Genomic DNA, 21,412 nt, shown 5'->3' with positions numbered 1-21,412 from the left:
ATAAATCTTTAGTGCCTTCTCCCGTATCTATATTTCTATAAATTTTTTAATGCGTTGTTCAAAAGAGACGATGGATTGAACCCCATGGCTCTTTAGCAAGTCTGTATTGGCAAATGTATACTTTCCTAAATCATCAGGAAAATGGGCATCTGAGGAAACTGTAAAAATAACCCCATAATCAAGTAAGGTTTGTAAAAAGCGAGGGCCAGGGCACATTTCTTTTACAGGATAACGATAATACAACCCTGCATTGATCTCCGTGGCGGTTTCAGTTGACGTTAAAGCTTGTGCGATACGTTCATACCACACTTTTAGAAATGCCTGATCCTCTACCTGATAATTAAATACTTTAAAGTTGTCCAGATGGGCCACAAAATCAAATAGTTCGGACTGTATCATGTTTTCAACAGTCATAAAAAAGCGCTCATAGTTTTCTTGTAATGCTTGTGGACTCATTTGCTTAAATAGATATTCTGTTTGGGGATTATCAAAGCCCCAGCCATCTACAAAATGAACTGAACCGATTACATAATCCCACGGATGTTCGTCTAATAATGAAGTTAGCTCCATTTTCCCACCTATAAAATAATCTGCCTCTATACCTAGCTTCAAGGCAATGCCTTCTCGGTGCCATTTTTCCTTCGCCTGCTGAATGGTAGAGACAAAAGTATCGATATTTTCCGTCATGACACGATCTAGCCAAAATCGCTGTAATTGACCAATCTCACTATCGTCCAATTTCATAAAGCGCTCGAAGTAAGCACGCGTCTCCTTAAAACGATATAAGTGGTCAACAATGCCAACCTCTCGTAAACCAAGCTGCTTTGCTTGTTGAAGATATAAATCCAACCATTCCTCACTATAGCAGCCATTTTGAACTCTCTTTGTTAACCTCTGTAATTGAAAGATCATCTGCTCCTTTGAACCTTGTGCAGTAGCATCCACATGTTGAAAGAACTCAAGCGCCTGTGATGTACGCTCTAGCCAGCGCGATGAATAAGGCCCCTCTTCTAAATGTACATGATAATCAATTGTCATTAACTTTTCCCTCCATTACACACCGTCCATTTTTCTTCATAAGCTTGCCATTCTAATGGACAGGTATTTTCACAAAAAATTTCCGTGCATTCTTCAAGATGACAGATTTGAAAAAATGATTTTCCATTAATTTTCGATGCATCCGCTAATAAATAATTGACCTTACTATGCTTTTGCATTTTTTTTGAAATGAGAGATTCATCTAAATCATAATCGTAAACAACACCATCACTAATGCCACCACATGAAATAAATGCTTTATCAAAATTCATATTATCTAACATTTCCAAAGTCATTGCTCCTGCGACAGAGGATTGTCGAGGATTCGCAGTACCGCCTAGTAAAATAACCTTCCCAGTCATGCGTCTTTCCTCTATCGCTAAATTAAACTGGACAGCTGCTGCAATTGAGTTTGTAACAACTGTTATATCATCAACAGCTAGTAGAAAATCTGCAATATGAACCGTTGTCGTCCCCGTATCAATTGCTATCGTATCTCCATCGCTAATCCGTTTTGCGGCCATACGAGCAATTTGACGCTTAGCCTCTTTCTGCATTTGTAGCTTACGCAAAAAGGCAGGCTCATTGCGTACGTTCGTATATTTAATAGCTCCTCCATGCACTCTTGTTAATAAACGCTGTTGCTCTAATTCATCAAAGTCTCTTCGTATTGTTTCAGGAGCTACTTGAAGTGCGTCAGCAATATTCGCTACAATTATTTTCCCTTCCCACTCTAATTGTTTTAATATGAATTCGAATCTTTCTAGTTTTGCGTAAGTCATGATAATGCAATCACATCTTCTTTTGCGACATAACACTTATAGGTTGCTCCCATTTCAATTGAATAGCCCTGTTGATGCAGCTGCTCCATTGTAAAAAAGACCTCCCCCTCAAACATTGTTCGAATGATATTGCCACTCATTAATGATTGTTTCGCTATCCCTGTTAAACACAGATCACCATTTCTTTTATCGAAATGCAAAGCTTCAGGACGAATCGCAAATTTACGGTATGGCTCTGGTAAAGATTCTCCGAGCATTTGCTGTAAAACCTGTCGGGAAAAAACATTATAATGCCCAATAAAATTAGCAATAAATTCATTATTAGGTCTTGTATAAATCTCAGTTGGTGTCCCACTTTGTGCAATACTGCCATTATTCATTACAAATATTCTATCTGAAACAGCCATGGCCTCTTCCTGATCATGCGTTACTAAAATCATCGTCATATTGAGCTTCCGTTGAATGGTCCGTAAATCTGCCTGAAGCTTCTTACGTATTTGAGCATCTAGCGCACTAAGTGGCTCGTCTAATAACAATACTTTAGGTCGGACAATTAACGCTCGCGCTAGTGCAACACGTTGCTGTTGCCCTCCTGATAGTTCTTTCGGATAAGCGTGCTTTTTTTCGCTTAAATGAACAAGCTCCAACATGTCTTGAACGCGCTGTTCTAGCTCAACTGAATTCTCTTTTTGCATGCGCAAACCAAAGGCGACATTTTCTTGCACGGTCATATTCGGGAAAAGTGCATAGGATTGAAAAACCATCCCTACTTGACGATCCTTCGGTTGTACACCATTCATATCTTTGCCTTCAATGGAAATTTTGCCTGCCGTTGCATCCGTTAAGCCTGCAACAATACGAAGAATCGTACTCTTTCCACAGCCACTTGGTCCTAATAAAGTAATAAATTCACCTTTGTCAATTTTCATATTAATATTCGATAAAACAGTTGATGACCCATAGTTTTTATGAAGCCCTTCAATAACAAGATAACTCATAGATTTGTAGCACCTTTCGATCGTTTCGTTACTATTGCAATGACAAATGTTAATAAACCCATCAGCACGATATAAATGAAAACTACTGCACTAGCAATATGTCCACTTGCACTAAGTTTTTTCATTAAATAAATTTGAACGGTTTCAAAGCGAGAGCCCACAACAAGATTAATTAAGACAAATTCGCCAAATAAAACAGAGAAAGATAACAGCGCACCTGCAAATAAGCCGGGATAAACTGTAGGCAGTAAAATTTTTATGAATGCTTGCCTTTTAGAGGCGCCAAGCAATTGAGCTGCATCAAGAAGTTGCCTTGCATCTATATTTCGCAAACTATTTCGTGTGCCCTGATAGATATAAGGTAGAATGCCAACAACATAGGCCCCTAAAACAACGAAAATCATCGGTATCCCTATTTGACTATAAACGCGGATAAGTCCTACCGCTAAAATGATTCCTGGAAAAGAATAAACCATGACAACGGCCATCTGTATCCACTTTTCATACGTAGGAAAATACAAGACAATAACGAAGATGGCTGGCACAATAACAAGGAGTGCAATACTAACAGCACCTCCTGCTAATAATACTGAACGTCCAAATGCTTGAATAAAATCACTATCCTGAAACAATGCGGCAAACCATTTTAGTGTAAATCCTTCAGGTAATATCGTTTTATTCCATTTTGATGCAAAAGCATAGAGCATTGTTGCTAGAACGGGCAATATAAGATACCCAACTAATAGGAGGAAAAATAAATCGGCCAAGCCCCTCTTCTTCATTTAAGTTTCCTCCTTGTTTTTGAGATGCTCCACTCACTAATTAACATAGCCGTTACCATTGATACGGCTAAAATGACCGCTATCGCACTTGCTAGCTCTGGTTGGGCAAAGATATCACCCTTTATTAATGAGCCAATACGAATCGCCACTAAGTTATAATTACTGCTCGTCAGCGCATAGGCAGAGGCATACGCCCCCATAGCATTAGCAAATAACACACTAAAAGTTCCGACAATCCCTGGTAGCATAACTGGTAAACCAATTTTCATCCAAAACTGCCAACTGGATGCCCCTAAAAGTGCAGCTGCCTCCTTCCACTGCTGCTGGATTCCATCATAAATCGGATATAACAGCATAAGCGATAGCGGAAGCTGAAAGTAAATATAAATTAATAAAAGGCCACCCCAACTATAAAGTGAAAATGATGACAGTGCATCAATATCCCATTTTTCAAATAACAGTGTAAATAAACCACTGTTGCCAAGTAACACGATAAAAGCAAATGCTAATGGAATACCCGAAAAATTAGATGTTAAATTTGTTAGTATTAAAATTTTCTCCCTTACTGGCTCAGAGAACTTCATCATGGCATAGACCGCGAACAATGTAACCATTAACGCGATAATAGCTGAAATGACGGATAAGGTAATACTATTTTTAAAGCCCTGTAGAATATAGCCGTTTGTAAAGACCGCCTTGTATTGTGCCAGCGTAAAGCCATCACTATTTTGAAAGCTAGTTATGAGCATATACAATAAAGGGACAAGGAAAAATAATAATAGTAATACTAGAAAAGGAGAAAGCCAGGCAATGGATTGCCGCTTCGATATCAACACAATCACTTCTTTCTATAATTACTGCTGCTCAAGGGGATAATAGTCGCTCCAGTCTAAAAGGAGCGACTATTATTAGTTAAACCTCTTTTGCTGCATACACACCTTCAAGCAAAAGTGGCACCATCTCATCAGTAAGCTCCATATTTAATAAATGACAGCATAGTGGTGCAATTTGTAATTGTGAAACAACACCCTCATTTATCCCTGCCTTGACAGAATCGGCTATTACAAATAGTGGAACATATCGATCCTCATCCGTTGTTCCTCCATGATTGCCATCACTCGTCATGCCATGATCCGCTGTAACAATGACCTCATACCCTTGCGCCATACATTTTGGGATGAATAATGATAATAAGGCATCCATCGCTAAAACACGATTGCGATATTGTGCGGAATCCGCAGTAAATTTATGACCATCATCATCAACATTCATCGGATGAATATAAAGGAAATCAGGCTGCTTTTCATCCATTAACCACGCTGCATCTGCAAATACATGACTATCCGGATAATGATCCTCAAAATAGAACAATCCATTGTCAATTGGTAAGGATGTATCCAATTGAATTCTGTCTGCCATATGGTTAAATGGTGCTCTGTTATAAAGTTCACTTACCCAATAATAGGCTGAGGCTGCAGTAGTCAACCCGTGTTTCTTCGCAACATGAAAGACGCTTTGTTGAGTCGATAAACGGACGGTCATATTGCTTGTGACACCATGAACGATGGGGGGTGTCCCTGTTAAAATGGTTTCATACAATGGTCTGGATAACGCTGGAACCTCCGAACAAATTTTATAGCGCGCTGCTACCTTTCGCTCTACTAAATGGTGTAAAAATCCCATATGGCTACAAGCAGTATCAAAGCGTAGTGCGTCAACGACAATAAGAACTAGTTTCTTATTTTGCATGAATTAACACCTGCTCCTGATATAATTGTGGAATTTGCTTCGTTGTTTCTTCCCATTTCTTTTGATCGTTTACTGGCTGAGCATTGTTATACATATCAGCTGGTAATAATAAATCTTTAACATCCTGTGGTAGGTCTAATTTGTCTCGAATTGGTCTTGCATAGCCTTTTGCTAAATTTTCTTGTCCTGCATCAGATAAAATATATTCACGTGCTAGCATGGCCGCATGTGGGTTTTTCGCATACTTGTTAATGATCGTTGCATAGCCTGAAGTAACAGATCCCTCATTTGGTATCACTACATCAAAACGGTCCTCATCTATTTGGTGACGATAGCCTAAGGCATTGAAATCCCACAGGATCGCGACATCAATTTCTCCTTTTTCTAAATTTGCGACCGATGGATCACCCTGTAATCTACCTTGCTTCGCTAACTCAGCAAAAAAATCAAACCCGGGTTGAATATTGGATTCATCCCCACCAAATGCCATAGCAGCTGCTAAAATAGCAAACTGTGCTTGGTTAGCTGTTAACGCATCCCCAATGCTGACTGTATAATCGCCATTTTTTAAATCCTCCCATGATTTAGGGGCATCTTTTACATTATTTTTATCTGTTAAAAATGAAATAGTTCCAGTATAGCCTACGATCCAATGGCCTTCATCGTCTTTTGCCCAATCAGGTATCTCATCCCAGTAAGAAGTTTTGTATGGTAATGTTAGACCCTTGTCCTTGGCAATTGGACCAAAAGCAATCCCTACATCACCAATATCTGCTGTAGCATCATCTTTCTCCGCTTCAAACTTCGCTAGCTCTTCAGCACTCGACATATCTGTATCTTTGTGTTTAATGCTATATTCAGTTCCTAGCTCCTCCCAAGTTTCCACCCAGTTCGCCCATGTATCAGGCATTCCAACAGAATTGACAGTTCCCTCTTCCTTTGCTTTTGTAGTAATTTCTTCAAGCGTTACATCTTCATTTACCTCATTTGCACCTGATGAACTGTCTGAACAAGCTGCCAACATGGAAATAGCTAATGCACCAATTAAGCCTTTTTTCCACAACTTTTGAATTGCCATGTGTTGGACCCTCCATTTGTTTTTGTTTATTTTTATTTGCTTACACCTGTAATGGTATAAAACAAACATTAAGCAAGTATGGAGGTCGTTAAAATATTTAGTAAAAATTATTGAGAAATTATAAATACCTATGAATGAATAGAATGATGGATAGAGAGTTAAAAATTAATTGAAGAACATAGGGGGTGTTGTATGTGTACGTGTGATTGACCAGACGTACACATACTTAGATTATTTGGAGAGACCTAAAAAATCAGCATATGTATGCGGCTCATTTTCCTTTAAAATTGTTAAAAATGTAAACGCTAGTTGAACAACAGACCACCATCTCATATTGTAAGACATTTCAAAACGAGGGGGTTCTAACGTAAAGACATCCTGAAATATAGTCATCGGCTCTATTTGCTCATCCTTTAAAATGGACAGAAAGCCCAGAAATAACGAGTGGTCTTTGACTTCTATCAGTTTGCCCTCAACGAGTGCATCAATATTTTCTGGTTGTTCAAAATTGCAGTGTGTCGCCACATAACGCTCTAAATCCTGCGCACGCTGCCTTTCTTCACGTTCTTTTTTCTTTGCAATAAAATCAATGACGTTATTCACGTGCATCGCCTCTTTTTTTCTTTTATTGTAGCATTTTCGGGGTGATTTTTACCTCTACTAGCCCCCTTGTATTTGTTTTAGTTTCACAACTTGAAAATGAATTCACATACTTTTCTATCATTACCGCTGTTTTCTAACTCTACATGCAATACATTCACAACAAAAAAAGCATTTGGACTATTACCAGTCCAAATGCTTTGACTCTATCATATTACATAAATTCTTTTACTAGCTCATTGAAATCATTTTCACTCATTTTAATATCGATATCTGTTAATGGTAACTCGGAGTAGCCAGGTACTTTCTCTTGATAAGATGTTGTTTCTGTATCATGATATATAATTCCTGTTACTAAGCCCTCATTTTCCATCACTGTACGCATCGCCATACCACGATCTGAGTGATCATAACCTTCAACATCCGCTAACTTTGTTAAGTTCTCTTTAAACCAATCGTATGTGTTCACTTTATTATATGTGACACAAGGTGAAAAGACATTGATGAATGAGAAGCCTTTATGGTTGATCCCTGCTTCAATTAAAGCCGTTAATTCTTTAATATCTGTTGAGAAGCCTTGTGCCACAAATGTAGCACCACTTGTTAATGCTACTTCTAAAGGTTTTAACGATGGCTCAATTGCTCCACCTGGTGTGGATTTAGTGATGAATCCAGCAGCAGAACGTGGAGATGTTTGGCCCTTTGTTAAGCCGTAAATTTGGTTATCCATGACAATATACGTAATATCAATATTTCGACGGATGGCATGAATCGTATGCCCCATACCGATCGCAAATCCATCACCGTCACCACCAGAAGCAATAACATGTAAATCACGATTGGCCATTTTTAATCCTTGTGCAATGGGAAGTGCACGACCATGAATACCATGGAATCCATAAGAATTGATATAGCCTGAAATACGACCTGAACAACCGATTCCAGAAATTACTGCAAGTTCATTTGGTTCAATTCCAACATTGGCAGCAGCACGTTGAATGGCTGCCTGTACAGAGAAGTCTCCACAACCTGGGCACCAGTTTGGCTTTACTGCATTACGAAAATCCTTAAATGTTGCCACTAGCGAGTCAACTCCTTCACACGATTTTCTAATTCACCTGGCAAGAATGGTGTACCGTTATATTTAGTGATTGTCGCGATTTTATCGTGACCACCTACGTTCATCTTCATAATATTTGCCAATTGACCCGTATAGTTATTTTCCACAACGACTACTTTTTTCGCTTTCGCTACAAGTGGTGCCATTTCCGCAGTTGGGAATGGATGAATTAAGCGAACATGTGCATGATTCACTTTCATTCCTTGCGCATTTAGTCGTTCTTGAACTTCTTCAATTGCACCCCTAGTTGAGTTAAAGCCTACTAATAAAATATCCGCCTCTTCATGTGGAGCATTCACAAACACAGGATTATCAAATTTCAAATTCTCTAACTTACGGAAACGTTTATCCATTTGAGTTTGACGATTACCCGTAGCTTCAGATGGCTTACCTGTTTCATCATGTTCAACTCCAGTAACGTGGTGAATACCATGTAATTTCCCTGGCAATACACGCGGTGAAATACCATCTTCAGTATCTTCATAGCGTTTGAAATAAGCTTTATCTGCCGCTTCTTCTAAATCGTCCATGACAATTTTACCGCGACGAATTTCTATTTTATTGTAATCGAATGGTTCAACAGACTGTTTCCCTAGCGATAATTGTAAATCTGTCATTAAGATAACTGGTAATTGCAATTCCTCTGCAATATTAAATGCTTGGATTGTATCGAAAAATGCTTCCTCCATTGTTGAAGGAGCAATGACTACTTTAGGGATTTCCCCATGTGTACCATAAAGCATAGCCATTAAGTCTGATTGTTCCTGTTTTGTTGGTAATCCAGTTGATGGGCCTCCACGTTGTGTATCAACGACCACTAATGGTTGCTCCGTCATACCTGAAAGACCGATTGCTTCCATCATCAATGAAAGACCAGGACCAGCTGATGCTGTAAAGGATCGAACACCACCAAAGTTAGCACCAATCGCCATTGTTGCTGCGGCAATCTCATCCTCTGTTTGGATAACTGTGCCACCGAATTTTGGAAGTTTCTTAATGAGATACTCCATAATTTCAGAAGCTGGTGTAATTGGGTAGGCTGCCATAAAGCGTGTCCCAGCAGCTAATGCACCAAGCGCCACAGCATCGTTACCAATCATAAACATACGGCGTTTGCCATCTGCTGGCGCAAGCGCCCATTCGCCAATACGATCACCTAAAAGCTCATTCATGATTTGACGTCCGCGAGTAATAGCTTCCATATTTTTTTGAACGACTTCTTCACCTTTTTTACCGAAGATATCATCGACAACATTTTGGAACACTGCGTCCTCTAAATTTAGTAACGATGCTGTTGCTCCAATTGCCACCATATTTTTCATTAATGAAGTGCCTAGCTCTGCTGCCACTTCTGTAAACGGAACTACAAATAATGGTGCCTTTGAATCTTCTGGTTTAACAGGATCAAATTTGGCATCCGCTAAAATAATACCGTTTTCTGTAAGCTCTTTATAATTGACATCGATTGTTTCTTGATCGAATGCTACTAGAATATCTAAATCATCCGCAATTGCACGTACTTCTGTTGGACGAACTGTAATCTTATTATTCGTATGGCCACCTTTAATTCGAGAAGAGAAATGACGGTAACCGTATAGGAAATACCCTAAACGATTCATTGCCATTGAGAAGATTTCACCTGTACTCTCAATCCCTTCACCCTGTTGCCCACCGACTTTCCATGAAAGCTGATGTAACATGTCAACAACTCCTTAAATCCAATGTGTACTATTATTTTTCCTTCATAAGTTTAACACGAAGAAACCTTCTGCACTATTGTTTCTCAACGATTTAGGCGAAAATCAGACCTTTGACTGAAAATCGTGTTCATAAAGTTGTAATTTTCAAATCCAAGCAAAATAACGCACCTATTTCAAGTGACATCTATCATATGTAAACAGGAAAACGAAAAAATGCCCGTCACTTTATTATGTGACAAGGCATTTTACTTATTACTTTTTATCGAATACGTTTTTCCACTAGCAGCTTCAAGGCTGTACGTTCTTCACCAGCAATTAAAATATCGGCAAACGCCGGCGCGCAAATTAAATCTGTGCCACTTGGCGCTACAAATCCGCGTGCGATGGCCACTGCTTTCACGGCTTGGTTAAGTGCACCTGCCCCAACTGCTTGCATTTCTGCTTGCCCTTTTTCTCTGATTACCGCGACTAATGCACCTGCAACTGAATTTGGATTAGAGCGTGATGATACTTTTAATGAATCCACAATTATTCCTCCCCGTTTCGCGAATAGTGTTTACGCTCAACAACTCATGTCCCCCTTTTTGGACCTCAAGTTATTGTCCGTAGCACATTTTATGCTCCGCAAGACGGAAATAGACTAGTTTCACAAAGAATCCTGTTTCCTCGGTAAAAGCGCTGTAAATCAACATTCTTCGACTTTTTTAACCTTGGAATGGATAATCCTCATTTATATAAATACGTTCACAGGATTTAGCCTTCCCTGTTTGATTATCAATTTCTACAAAGAAACCACTTAATACTTCTCGGCCTTTTTTCGGTACTTCAAAACGAGACGGCATATTTGTTTGGAATTTATAAATAACACTTTCCTTCGTCATCCCTAAAATCTCATCATATGGACCTGTCATACCTACATCTGTAATATAGGCTGTTCCATTAGGATAAATGCGTGCATCAGCTGTTTGTACATGTGTATGCGTCCCAACAACTGCAGAAGCCTTTCCATCTAAGTGCCAGCCCAGAGCGATCTTTTCACTAGTTGCCTCCGCATGGAAATCTACAAATACAAGCGGTGACGTTTGACGAGCTTCTTCAATCAATTTTTCTGCCATGGCAAATGGGTCCTCATGAGGTGGTAAAAACACACGACCATGTAAATTAATGACAGATAATGTCACACCATTTTTAGAAATTTGCACCATGCCTTTACCTGGCGCTTCTTCAGAAAAATTGGCTGGACGTATTAAATAATCAGCATCATCAATAAAATCAAATATATCTTTATTATCCCATGTATGATTACCCATCGTAATAACATCTACACCCATTTGTAGCAGGTCATTATAAATATTATGTGTAATTCCGCGTCCTGCAGCAGCATTTTCACCATTGGCAATGACAACATCAACATTATATTTCTTTTTTAAGCGAGGTAAATATTTCTCTACCGCATCCCGACCAATTGAACCAACAATATCGCCAATAAATAAAACTTTCATTTTTTCAACCACTCTTTCTTTCCATTACGTCTCTAAAAAAACAGACTTTACGTACCTTGAATAACATCATTAATTGTAACGCTAGGTGGAGGATTAAGCAAAATAAAATAAATATCTGGTCATTATATCACTTTGCTCTTTTCACCTTCATGTAAATTAATGTAGAGGATAAAGTAAGCCAATTCATTTTTATGAGCTTTAAAAAAATGAATTGTTGTAGTTTACGGTTCATTAATTTCACCTTCAATACTTCTGGATACGCTTGTAAAAAGGATTGAAGGGCATTTTTAATGGCCTGTGGTTTAGCTGGACATTGATGAAGAATAACAAGGAGCCCTTCAAATTGGTAATTTAAAAAGCTATTTTTTACTTTTTCATAAACCTCTCCACTCTGTAATTCCTCAAAAAGCTTTTTATACAACAAATCATAATTATTTCTTACATGGCACATCGCTCTACATGTGAGAGAATTTTGATTGCCTACATTATAGTAATAAAGCTGTTTTGGGACATAGCAGATGGATTGATTCTTTATAACAGCTCTCGTTAGAAACACTGTGTCTTCTGCAAAATTCATCGTTTCATCAAATTTTAGTTTATGCAAATCTATAAAGGATTTTTTATATAGTTTACAGCTGACAAAGCCAAAATGCTTTTCACCTTTTTCTGTAAATAATTTATTTAAACAAACGGTTGCGCTATAAGTAAAGTATGTCTTTGAAGGATAATATAGCTGCCTACTTCCTATTTCTTCCTGCCAAAATAAATCGCATTTAGCAATATTGCTACCTGTCAGCCTACAGGCGTGAAACAGTTCTTCCAGCATAGTAAGCTCTAGCCAATCATCCGCATCAACAAAAGTAATATATTGTCCCTTGGCTTGTTCCATCCCTAAATTTCTTGCCTTGCTAACACCACCATTGTCAATATCTAAAACAGTTATACGAGCATCCATCTGTGCGAAATTTTGTAATACCATTAATGATTGATCTTCGCTACCATCATTAATCGTAATAATTTCAATGTCCTTTAAACTTTGATGACAAATACTCGTAAGACATTTGTTCAAATAGTTCTCAGCATTATAAACAGGGACAATCACACTTACTAAGACCAAAATTTTGCCCCTCCTTTACGTAATAACTCTATCCACTTTCTTCTGTGCTCTTTTGTCATGCCAATAAAGAAAAGGCTCCCACCTGCCAGAACTGTATAATAAAAAATGTAAAGAATGATAGAGACCCAAGTAATGGGAGGTTTCGTTAAATCCCATAAAAGCTGACTACAGCAAATAGCCAATATAAATGCTAGAACGAGCCTACTAATTGTCCGCCAAAAACCTAAAATATCTAAACCAATTTTTTTATAGTAATAAATATTCATGATCACTACATTTCCAATAAATAAAGAACATGCCGTAATAATTGCTGTGCCTATTTTTCCATAAAAATAGATAGCCGGTATGGATACAATGATATTTGCGACTGCCACTATTATTAACAAAATGGTTCTAAATTTAAAAAGATTCTTCGCCTTCAACACATTAATACCTAAATTTTGTATGAGATCAATACTGAATGGCACCATAATAATAAGAACAATTGCATAGATGGCCATAAAATCCTTGCCTAACCACAGTAATAAAAATTCTTTTCCAAACAGACAAAATCCACCTAGTATATAGCCAACTACTAAAAATTGAATGACGCCCACTTTAATGAATAATTGGTTAATTTCTACTAAGCCATCTTCTTTTGTGACAAGCATAGAAATACGAGGTAGAAATAAACCACTTATGGCTAACGCAAGTGACATAAATATGAGCACTATTTGCATAGCTACCGCATAAATTGCCACATCCTCAGTCCCTTTGAATATGCCTAATAGCACTTGATCCGTTTGCCAATAGATTTTATCGACAATGACTGTAAAGAAAATGAAAAAAGAATAGATAAAAATTTCCTTTATAAGCTTTATGTTTTTTAAAGTAAAGGTAAATTGGATGGATAGGACTCTCATACAATAAATGGTATCCAACACTAAAAAGAGAATATTATAAATAGCAATAATATAGATTAATGTTACCGCATCGGTTCCCTGTAACAGAAAAAACAACATTGTCAAAGGCTGTACAATCACCTGTAGTAATGTTGTTAATTTGATAAAAATAAATTTTTCATATGCTTGTAAGATGGAAGTAAATACACCGAGTGGAAATTGCACCGCTACACTAATCGTCATGATATAGCCCATTACTTTGGCTTTGGCTAATTGGTCTCCAGATAAGCTTTGTCCAAAAATAATATGTACTTGTGAAAATAGGAAAAAGCCTATCAATAATGTAAGACAGCCAATACCCATAAATAATTTCAAAAAAAATCCGTTTAATGATGCTTCTAATGCCTTATCAGCTATTGCTCTATTTCTAGCAATATAGCGTACAATCGCATTGCCCAACCCCAAATCTAAAATAGAAAGATAGCCAACAAGGACAATCATTAAGGAATATAATCCAAATTCTTTCTGTCCAAGAAGCGAAATCATAAAGGGGGTAAAAAGAAGGGAAGAAATCATCGTGCAGCCGATTGTCAGATACGAAAGAATGGCTCCAATCTTAATTTCTTTCATGAGCACACCTTTCTGTTAGTAAGGATTGTCTTTCCTATCAATAATAGCTGGATATAGAGATTGATATTGCGCCACAACATGCTTAATTTCAAAGTTTGCTAAAACATGTGCACGACCAAGACTAGCTTTTTGTTCATATTGCTTTGAATCGTAATTTAATGCCCTATTAATGGCCTGCGATAAAGCTATTGCATCTTTGGCTGGTACAACCTCCCCGTAATCCCCAACTAAATATTCACAATCCCCAACATTTGTAGTCACACAGCAAGTGCCACTGGCAAGTGCCTCCACCAACACATTCGGTAACCCCTCCCCTGAGGAGGATAAAATGAATAGATCTGCTGCTGCCATTAATTGTGGAATATCGTCTCTACTACCTAATAGGAAAGTGAATGGCTCTAATTGCGCGTTCTCAATCATTTGGCGCAATACCTCATTGGAGCCATCTATTTCATAGCCTACTAAAAACATATAAAAATCTTGTCGTTCCTGCCTTAATCGCTTCAAACTTGCTAGCAAATTTTCATAATCCTTTAAAGGGTCCCATCTACCAACATGCAATAAAATAGGTTGGTTCAGAATGTTGAATCGTTCCATATAATATTCGCGCTTTTTACTAGGCTTATAAAAATCAGTATTTACGCCATTCACAATAATTCGGTGCTGCTTATTTTTGTACCCAATCGCTTCATGGATTTCTTTCACCTTTGGACCACAAGAAATAATAGCATCCACATGTTTAGACAATTTAGCACAAAGCTTTGCAATGAAAATTGTCCTTCGTTTATTGTCATGTTTATTTAAATTACTATGATGGATGCCCCAAATTAATTTCTTTTTTAGTAATTTTGAAAGAATGTATCCAAGAAAATTAGCATGATACATCCAAGTTTGAATAATATCACTCTCTCGACATCGTTTATAACATTGAATAAAGGCACTCCCCATACTCCTTCGCATATCACATATAGTTACGTTGATGTTTAATTGTTGTTCGATAAACTCACCATAAGTTCCCATCTCTGTTAGACAAATAACCTCTATCTCATACAAGTCCCTATCGACGTTTTGTAAGAGACGATACAGCATTGCTTCTGCTCCACCAAGACCTATCGTAGTGATGATATGAGTAATTTTAATTTTCTTTTGGATAGTCTCATCCTTTGAATTAGTTTGCTTGCTAAGTGTAAAGAGCACATAATCTAGTTGCTATTTCTTGTGCATCAAATCCTTTATTTTTAAGACTCTTTCTAATAATTTGCGGATCTATCTTTTCATTATTTTCCGAAATAGCTTGCAGCCAATGATCGATCTCTCCCTGTAGATCTATATATTGTAGCAATCCAACATTCAGATCGACCTCTTTTGGCAGTGTGGAAGAAACGATGGCTGGTGTACCACAAATTTGAGCTTCTAATAATACAATGCCAAAGCCCTCAAAATGAGACGGTAAAATAAACTTATCCATAAGCTGAAGGAGCTTAATAATATCCGCACGTTGGCCTAAAAATCGAACACAATCCTCTAGGTTTCGTTGCTTGACGAGATAACGAACTTCCTGCTCTAAAGGGCCATCCCCTATCAAAAGTAATTTGAATGGTATTCCTTTTTGCTTTAATGTAGCAGCAAGCTCAATTATAAACGGATGATTTTTCACAGGTACAAAACGACCAATATGCCCTATGACTAAATCTCCATCTTGAATCCCTAGACCTTCTGCTAAATTTTTTTTCTCCGCTGACGATAAACGCTCTATCTTCTGCATATCGATTGGATTAGCGACAACCTCATAGGATTTTTTATCAAAGCAAAACTCACCCGCTTTTTGACTACACGCTACCAGTCTCGTTGCATTTCCAACACTCAGTCTTTTCAACAAGGCTAACAGAGCTTTATTGTTCCATTCTTCAGCAACATTCGTATGGCTATGTAATACACGGCATGATACGCCAGCCAAACGAGCTGCTAGCATGGTAAAAACTGCTCGGTAACCTGTATGATCATGAACGGCATCATATTGATATTGCTTGATGATCCGATAAATGTTCCGCATATATGAAAGTGGGCCTTGCTCAGTAATATACGTTTCATAAAATATTTTCGAACCTTGCTGTAAGAGAATATCATGGTAAGGACCTTTATTAAATGACACAAAATCAAAATGATACAACGATTTATTAACATTCAACCAAGTATCTACGATCATGGTCGTTATACCACCAAAATCAGTAGTGGGGATAATATGCAAAATCTTTTTCACTGTCATTCTCCATTTTATTCCTTTCCATAATACTGCTCATACGTACTACCCTTCATTTTATAATTATTCAAGATGACACCTAATATATTGGCCTTGGAAATGGTTAAGATGGATTTTGATTTCACGACAGCTGCTTTTCCTACAGTCCCCGTATTAACAACTAAAAGAGTACCATCACATTTATTCGATAAAATTTGTGCATCCGATAAAAAAAGCAATGGTGGGGCATCAATCATCACAATATCGTATTGTTCTTTCACTTCATGTAGCAAGAAGCTCATTGTTTCTGAGGCTAATAATTCGGTTGGATTAGGAGGAATAGCACCACTCGAAATAATATCCACACCTTCTACAAAGGTTTCTTGAATCACCTCTTGTAAGGTTGCTTGACGTGATAACACAGATGATAAGCCAAATATATTATCAAGATAAAATGTATGATGAAGTGTAGGCTTACGCATATCAGCATCAATAATGAGGACACGTTTCCCCTCCTGTGAAAATACAACTCCGATATTCGCGGCATTTGTCGATTTTCCTTCACCAGCGATAGAGGACGTTACTAGAATAGTTTTGACATCTTGATTGGGTTGTGAAAATTTAATATTCGCGCGAATGGTACGATATTGCTCTGAGGGAATGGACATCATATCGGAAACGGTAATCAGCTTGCGAGCCATTGGGATTCGTTTTGTTTTTCTTTTGAACAGCATTAGGAGGACCCCCTACTGGATTTTTTACTATGGAGTAATTCTATATTACTGACTACCCCAATCACTGGTAATGATAATATTTCCTCGATATCCTGCTCTGTTTTAATAGTCCTATCAAGCGTTTCTAAAAAATAGGCGAGTACAACTGCTAAACTGAAACCACTAATAGCCGCTATTAGTAGGTTCAGCAATTTATTTGGTTTCACTGGTACTGGATGTTCGCTGGATTGGGCAATAAAGAGAATATTAATATTATCCACATGCATTAAAACAGGAATTTCCTCTTTAAAAATCTCTGCAATCGTATTGGCAATCTTCACCGCCCTTGCTTCATTCTCATCTTGTACACGAATATTAACTACTTGGGAATTATTAGCACTTGAAACCTCAATTTGCTTCATTAAAGTTTCTGGAGTTGTATCTAGTGCCAGAACATCGATGACTTTTGTTAAAATAACAGGACTTTTAATAATGACATTGTACGTATTTATTAAACGAAGGTCCGTATCCACATTCTGTGCTCCAATTAGTTGCTGATTCTCGTAGCTTTTTTGATTGACCAATAATTGAGTTTCTGCCTCATAAATAGGCGTTTGAAGAAAATAGCTAATGAACACGGCAATGCCGATCGACAGCATCATCAGTATTAGGATGAAGAACCAGCGCTTTTGTAATACTTTTACTAGACTTTGGATTGTCATTTCTTCATTCACAAAATGGATCCCTCCTAATATAGGCAGATAACGGCAATGCTAATAAAGTATATTACACAAGCCTAGCGCTTATTCGGTTAATATTGTCTTTTTGCCCGTATCTCTCAAGCTACCACTGACAACAAACACAAGAATATGGAGCACATTAAAATAAAGAATTTCAAATGTGGAAACCCCTAGCATCGCAACTATAATTAACGCCATCAAAATGGCAAACTGGTCATTCATGTGACGATAGCCTTTGGCAATGGCTAGCAAAAAGCAGCAATAGCTAATCAATGCCAGTAGACCTGCCTCCTGTAAAATATTAATAAATGTATTATGAGCATGAGATACACCTATAGACCATAATGACTCCACACCATGTCCCCAAAATTGAATATGCTCAAAAACATATTGCCAAATTTCAAGTCGACCATCTGTTATGTTCGTAGATTTTTTTTCCATTTTCAATACAATACTTTGTACGGCATCTTGCATCTTATCCATTTTCATAAAGGCTATTAATACAATTAAAACGGTGGCCGCAAAAAGAGCACTAAACTTTAGGAATGGCAGAAAGGTTTTATTTAAGTTTTTAATACTAGAAACAATCACTACAATTGTCACTAGTGCTGCGGTTAACAATGAAGTACGAGCATTTGAAAGTAGTATAATATACAAGCACATTAAATAAATGGTCGTATAAAAAACAAATAATAAAATTAATTTTGGCTGTTGTTGTTCATGTAAAAATTTCGTGGTTAGCTGATATAGCCTTAAAAGTACGGCAACCATTAATCCAATCATAGAAAACCCCATTGTATTGGGATTTTCAAATACACCTGCAAACCCCCCAAACATATAGCGTGCTTGTAGGAAACATAAATAAGTAAATGGGACGTAGGCTAGTAAAACACTATTCACAACAATCTCCATAACATGCTCTTTCACAAGATCATTAAAGAAAATAGAAACGGCTAAAAACATGCAAAATAATTGAAGACTATTTTTCAATAAAATCATATCTTGATTTACCCCAGCTGCAATGACACAAAAAAACGTATACATACTAAAAAAAACACTAGCTTGTACATTTTGAATACTAATTTTTTTATGCTGAAGTATAGAGATTATAATAATGAAAAGGCTAATAATTAAAGATATTTTATGGTAAATGCCATCAACGGGCTGCATAAGGCTCATAAAAATAAGTGCGCTAAACACTAATGTGATGAATAGTTTCATATTATACTCACACTCAATTCTACTAGGAGATTAAAATATAAGCCATCGCTTCTTCACGACAAGATCCTCTAGTTCAAATCGCATGATAGGCTTGTTAGCTAAAACATTTGCATTATTCATGAGGAGCCGCTCTACCATCTCTATTTCATTCTTTTTCTCTAGATATTGGAGTGCCTCTTGGTAGCAGAATTTTCTTGTACTTACATTATGGGCGTCAGAGCCTATCGTATGAATGTAATTTGCTCTTACTAAAGCTAATGATAAACGCTGTACCTCCTTACCAAACAAACCTGTTAAACTACCTGTCGTTATTTGTGTAAACGCACCTTCTTGGATAAGGACATCGAGTCTTTTTGGATTTTCTCTAATGGCAAAATTTCGTTCAGGGTGTGCCAAAATAGGTGTATATCCAGCACATTTTAAATGTCTAATCATCTCTTTCGTATAGGCAGGAATCGTATTGGAAGGAAGTTCTAATAGAATATAGTTAGTGTGGGCTAATGTATGGAGTTGCTTCTGCTGAAGATGTGCCAAAAGCTCATCATGTAAACGAACTTCGTGTCCTGTGTGGAGGGTGATTGGAATTTGGTGTTGTAGCAGTAGCTGTTGTAAATCATGTATTAGCGCTTGAACCATGCTATATTGGACATGATATTGTGGATGCATAGCATGTGAGGTACAGACAATTTCTGTTATCCCCTCCCGTGCAGCTTGCTCCAACATGTTTAAGGATTCTGTTTTGTCTTTAGGCCCATCATCCACATCAAATAATATATGGGCATGAAGATCTATCATTTTCATCACAACTTTCCTCTTTAATCCATCTGCAGAAAATCTAGCCTTTTTCTTTTTTATGATGAATGCTCCTCAAACATGACTCTGGCTAAATTAAAAAAGAGGCTCTCTAGATATGAATCTAGAGAAACCTCTAACTTTCAATATTATTTCGCGTACTCAACGGCACGAGTTTCGCGAATGACTGTTACCTTTATATGACCTGGATAATCTAATTCTTCCTCAATACGTTTGCGGATATCACGAGCAAGACGATGAGAAGCTAAATCATCAATTTTTTCAGGTTGTACGATTATTCGGATTTCACGTCCAGCTTGAATTGCATAAGATTTCTCTACGCCATCATAGCTTTCTGAAATTTCCTCTAATTTTTCAAGTCTGCGGATATAGTTTTCAAGTGTTTCACTTCGTGCACCTGGACGAGCTGCTGACAAAGCATCAGCTGCCGCGACTAATACCGCGATCACAGACGTTGCTTCTGTATCACCATGATGCGAAGCAATACTATTAATAACGACTGGATGTTCTTTGTATTTTGTTGCTAATTCCACGCCAATCTCAACATGGCTACCTTCTACTTCATGGTCAATGGCTTTACCAATATCATGTAATAAGCCTGCGCGACGAGCTAACGCCACATCTTCACCTAATTCAGCTGCCAGTAAACCTGCCAAATGCGCGACTTCAATTGAATGTTTTAGGACGTTTTGTCCATAGCTTGTACGATATTTCATGCGGCCTAAAATTTTCATTAAATCTGGATGTAAGTTATGAATGCCAATTTCAAATGTAGTTTGCTCACCAGTTTCGCGGATTTGTTCGTCCACTTCACGGCGAGATTTTTCCACCATTTCTTCAATACGTGCTGGGTGAATGCGGCCATCCTGTACAAGTTTTTCAAGTGCAAGTCGAGCCGTTTCACGACGGATTGGATCAAAGCCTGATAAAATAACCGCTTCTGGAGTATCATCAATAATTAAATCAATGCCTGTTAACGTTTCCAATGTACGAATATTACGGCCCTCACGACCAATGATTCGACCTTTCATTTCATCATTTGGCAAGTTTACAACAGATACGGTTGTTTCAGCTACATGATCTGCTGCAAATCGTTGTAGTGCCAATGATAAGATTTCACGCGCCTTTTTATCTGAGTCTTCTTTTGCACGTGTTTCAGCTTCCTTCGTCATCACAGCAATATCAGTTGCTAGCTCTTTTTCTACTTCATTTAAGATAATTGATTTTGCTTCTTCTCTAGTTAAAGCAGAAATACGTTCTAGCTCTGTTTTTTGTGATGCAACGAGCTCGTCCACTTTGCTCTCCATCTGTTCAATATGCTGTTGTCTTTCAGCTAGAGCTTGTTCTTTACGCTCTAAGCTTGCTTCTCTCTTATTTAGAGCATCATCCTTGCGATCAAGATTCTCTTCTCTTTGCAATAAACGGTTCTCTTGTTTTTGAAGTTCTAAACGACGTTCACGAATGTCATTTTCGGCTTCAGTACGAAATTTGTGAGTTTCATCTTTGGCTTCAAGTAGTGCTTCTTTCTTTAATGCCTCCGCTTCTCGTTTTCCTTCTTCAACGATTGTTTCAGCGACATGTTTAGCACCAGTGATTTTTGAGTCATTCACTTTTTTCATGTAGATATAGCTAACAGCGGCACCAACGATGAGTCCAAGCAAAGCGGAGATGATAGTAATTCCATCCATATGAACACCTCCTCTTGCTAT

At 37.7% G+C, this 21,412-nt stretch carries 21 protein-coding genes; all 21 read right to left on the bottom strand.

All coding sequences use genetic code 11. The features are described 5' to 3' along the window. Window positions 1-27: 27 nt before the first annotated feature. Entirely contained in the window at window positions 28-1,038 is a 1,011-nt protein-coding gene (locus tag PI85_RS12160) for a histidinol phosphate phosphatase domain-containing protein (protein WP_036124158.1), read from the bottom strand. Continuing rightward, on the bottom strand, window positions 1,038-1,820 hold the full coding sequence (locus PI85_RS12155; protein ID WP_008178893.1) for a DeoR/GlpR family DNA-binding transcription regulator: 783 nt from the start codon (window positions 1,818-1,820) through the stop codon (window positions 1,038-1,040). Before PI85_RS12155 ends, PI85_RS12160 begins: the two co-directional genes overlap by 1 nt. Then, entirely contained in the window at window positions 1,817-2,818 is a 1,002-nt protein-coding gene (locus tag PI85_RS12150) for an ABC transporter ATP-binding protein (protein ID WP_036124155.1), read from the bottom strand. Before PI85_RS12150 ends, PI85_RS12155 begins: the two co-directional genes overlap by 4 nt. Further along, a complete protein-coding gene (locus tag PI85_RS12145; protein WP_036124153.1) occupies window positions 2,815-3,600 on the bottom strand; it encodes an ABC transporter permease in 786 nt (261 codons plus the stop codon). The genes PI85_RS12150 and PI85_RS12145 overlap by 4 nt, the downstream gene beginning before the upstream one ends. Continuing rightward, window positions 3,597-4,442, bottom strand: a complete 846-nt coding sequence (locus tag PI85_RS12140) for an ABC transporter permease subunit (RefSeq protein WP_008178897.1) — start codon at window positions 4,440-4,442, stop codon at window positions 3,597-3,599. Before PI85_RS12140 ends, PI85_RS12145 begins: the two co-directional genes overlap by 4 nt. Before the next feature lie 70 nt (window positions 4,443-4,512). Beyond that, window positions 4,513-5,349 carry an alkaline phosphatase family protein gene (locus tag PI85_RS12135; RefSeq protein ID WP_036124150.1) on the bottom strand — a complete coding sequence of 279 codons (837 nt, stop codon included), beginning with the start codon at window positions 5,347-5,349 and terminating at the stop codon, window positions 4,513-4,515. After that, window positions 5,339-6,427, bottom strand: a complete 1,089-nt coding sequence (locus PI85_RS12130) for an ABC transporter substrate-binding protein (protein ID WP_036124147.1) — start codon at window positions 6,425-6,427, stop codon at window positions 5,339-5,341. Before PI85_RS12130 ends, PI85_RS12135 begins: the two co-directional genes overlap by 11 nt. Window positions 6,428-6,658: 231 nt before the next feature. Then, window positions 6,659-7,036 carry a 2-oxoglutarate ferredoxin oxidoreductase subunit beta gene (locus PI85_RS12125; protein WP_225316247.1) on the bottom strand — a complete coding sequence of 126 codons (378 nt, stop codon included), beginning with the start codon at window positions 7,034-7,036 and terminating at the stop codon, window positions 6,659-6,661. Window positions 7,037-7,241: 205 nt separating this feature from the next. After that, a complete protein-coding gene (locus PI85_RS12120; RefSeq protein ID WP_025114005.1) occupies window positions 7,242-8,108 on the bottom strand; it encodes a 2-oxoacid:ferredoxin oxidoreductase subunit beta in 867 nt (288 codons plus the stop codon). Beyond that, window positions 8,108-9,847 (bottom strand): 2-oxoacid:acceptor oxidoreductase subunit alpha, encoded by a 1,740-nt coding sequence (locus PI85_RS12115; protein WP_036124141.1) that lies wholly within the window; start codon window positions 9,845-9,847, stop codon window positions 8,108-8,110. Before PI85_RS12115 ends, PI85_RS12120 begins: the two co-directional genes overlap by 1 nt. Window positions 9,848-10,106: 259 nt before the next feature. Then, window positions 10,107-10,373, bottom strand: coding sequence for a stage V sporulation protein S (locus PI85_RS12110; RefSeq protein ID WP_004224903.1), 267 nt, complete (start codon window positions 10,371-10,373; stop codon window positions 10,107-10,109). Between the two features lie 178 nt (window positions 10,374-10,551). Next, a complete protein-coding gene (locus PI85_RS12105; protein ID WP_036124138.1) occupies window positions 10,552-11,349 on the bottom strand; it encodes a TIGR00282 family metallophosphoesterase in 798 nt (265 codons plus the stop codon). Between the two features lie 127 nt (window positions 11,350-11,476). Beyond that, entirely contained in the window at window positions 11,477-12,466 is a 990-nt protein-coding gene (locus tag PI85_RS12100) for a glycosyltransferase (RefSeq protein ID WP_036124136.1), read from the bottom strand. Beyond that, window positions 12,457-13,977 carry an oligosaccharide flippase family protein gene (locus tag PI85_RS12095; protein ID WP_036124133.1) on the bottom strand — a complete coding sequence of 507 codons (1,521 nt, stop codon included), beginning with the start codon at window positions 13,975-13,977 and terminating at the stop codon, window positions 12,457-12,459. Before PI85_RS12095 ends, PI85_RS12100 begins: the two co-directional genes overlap by 10 nt. Window positions 13,978-13,992: 15 nt before the next feature. Continuing rightward, the gene (locus PI85_RS12090) at window positions 13,993-15,174 is read right to left on the bottom strand and encodes a glycosyltransferase (protein WP_255350099.1); all 1,182 of its coding nucleotides are present in this window, start codon (window positions 15,172-15,174) and stop codon (window positions 13,993-13,995) included. After that, complete coding sequence (locus PI85_RS12085) at window positions 15,158-16,243, bottom strand: glycosyltransferase (protein WP_036124126.1); 1,086 nt, start codon at window positions 16,241-16,243, stop codon at window positions 15,158-15,160. The genes PI85_RS12090 and PI85_RS12085 overlap by 17 nt, the downstream gene beginning before the upstream one ends. Window positions 16,244-16,251: 8 nt before the next feature. Further along, entirely contained in the window at window positions 16,252-16,950 is a 699-nt protein-coding gene (locus PI85_RS12080) for a CpsD/CapB family tyrosine-protein kinase (protein ID WP_036124124.1), read from the bottom strand. Beyond that, window positions 16,950-17,663 carry a YveK family protein gene (locus PI85_RS12075; protein WP_036124122.1) on the bottom strand — a complete coding sequence of 238 codons (714 nt, stop codon included), beginning with the start codon at window positions 17,661-17,663 and terminating at the stop codon, window positions 16,950-16,952. Before PI85_RS12075 ends, PI85_RS12080 begins: the two co-directional genes overlap by 1 nt. A gap of 69 nt (window positions 17,664-17,732) precedes the next feature. Further along, a complete protein-coding gene (locus tag PI85_RS12070) occupies window positions 17,733-18,890 on the bottom strand; it encodes an O-antigen ligase (RefSeq protein ID WP_036124119.1) in 1,158 nt (385 codons plus the stop codon). 30 nt (window positions 18,891-18,920) lie between these two features. After that, window positions 18,921-19,691 (bottom strand): tyrosine-protein phosphatase, encoded by a 771-nt coding sequence (locus PI85_RS12065; RefSeq protein ID WP_235318481.1) that lies wholly within the window; start codon window positions 19,689-19,691, stop codon window positions 18,921-18,923. Between the two features lie 140 nt (window positions 19,692-19,831). Beyond that, window positions 19,832-21,391, bottom strand: a complete 1,560-nt coding sequence (gene rny, locus PI85_RS12060; protein WP_008178918.1) for a ribonuclease Y — start codon at window positions 21,389-21,391, stop codon at window positions 19,832-19,834. Window positions 21,392-21,412: the final 21 nt, after the last annotated feature.

This window comes from Lysinibacillus sp. A1 (genome assembly GCF_000801965.1).
Classification (GTDB): Bacteria; Bacillota; Bacilli; order Bacillales_A; family Planococcaceae; genus Lysinibacillus; species Lysinibacillus fusiformis.
Note: the sequence above shows the minus strand (reverse complement) of the source record. Positions and strands in the feature narration are given on the sequence as shown.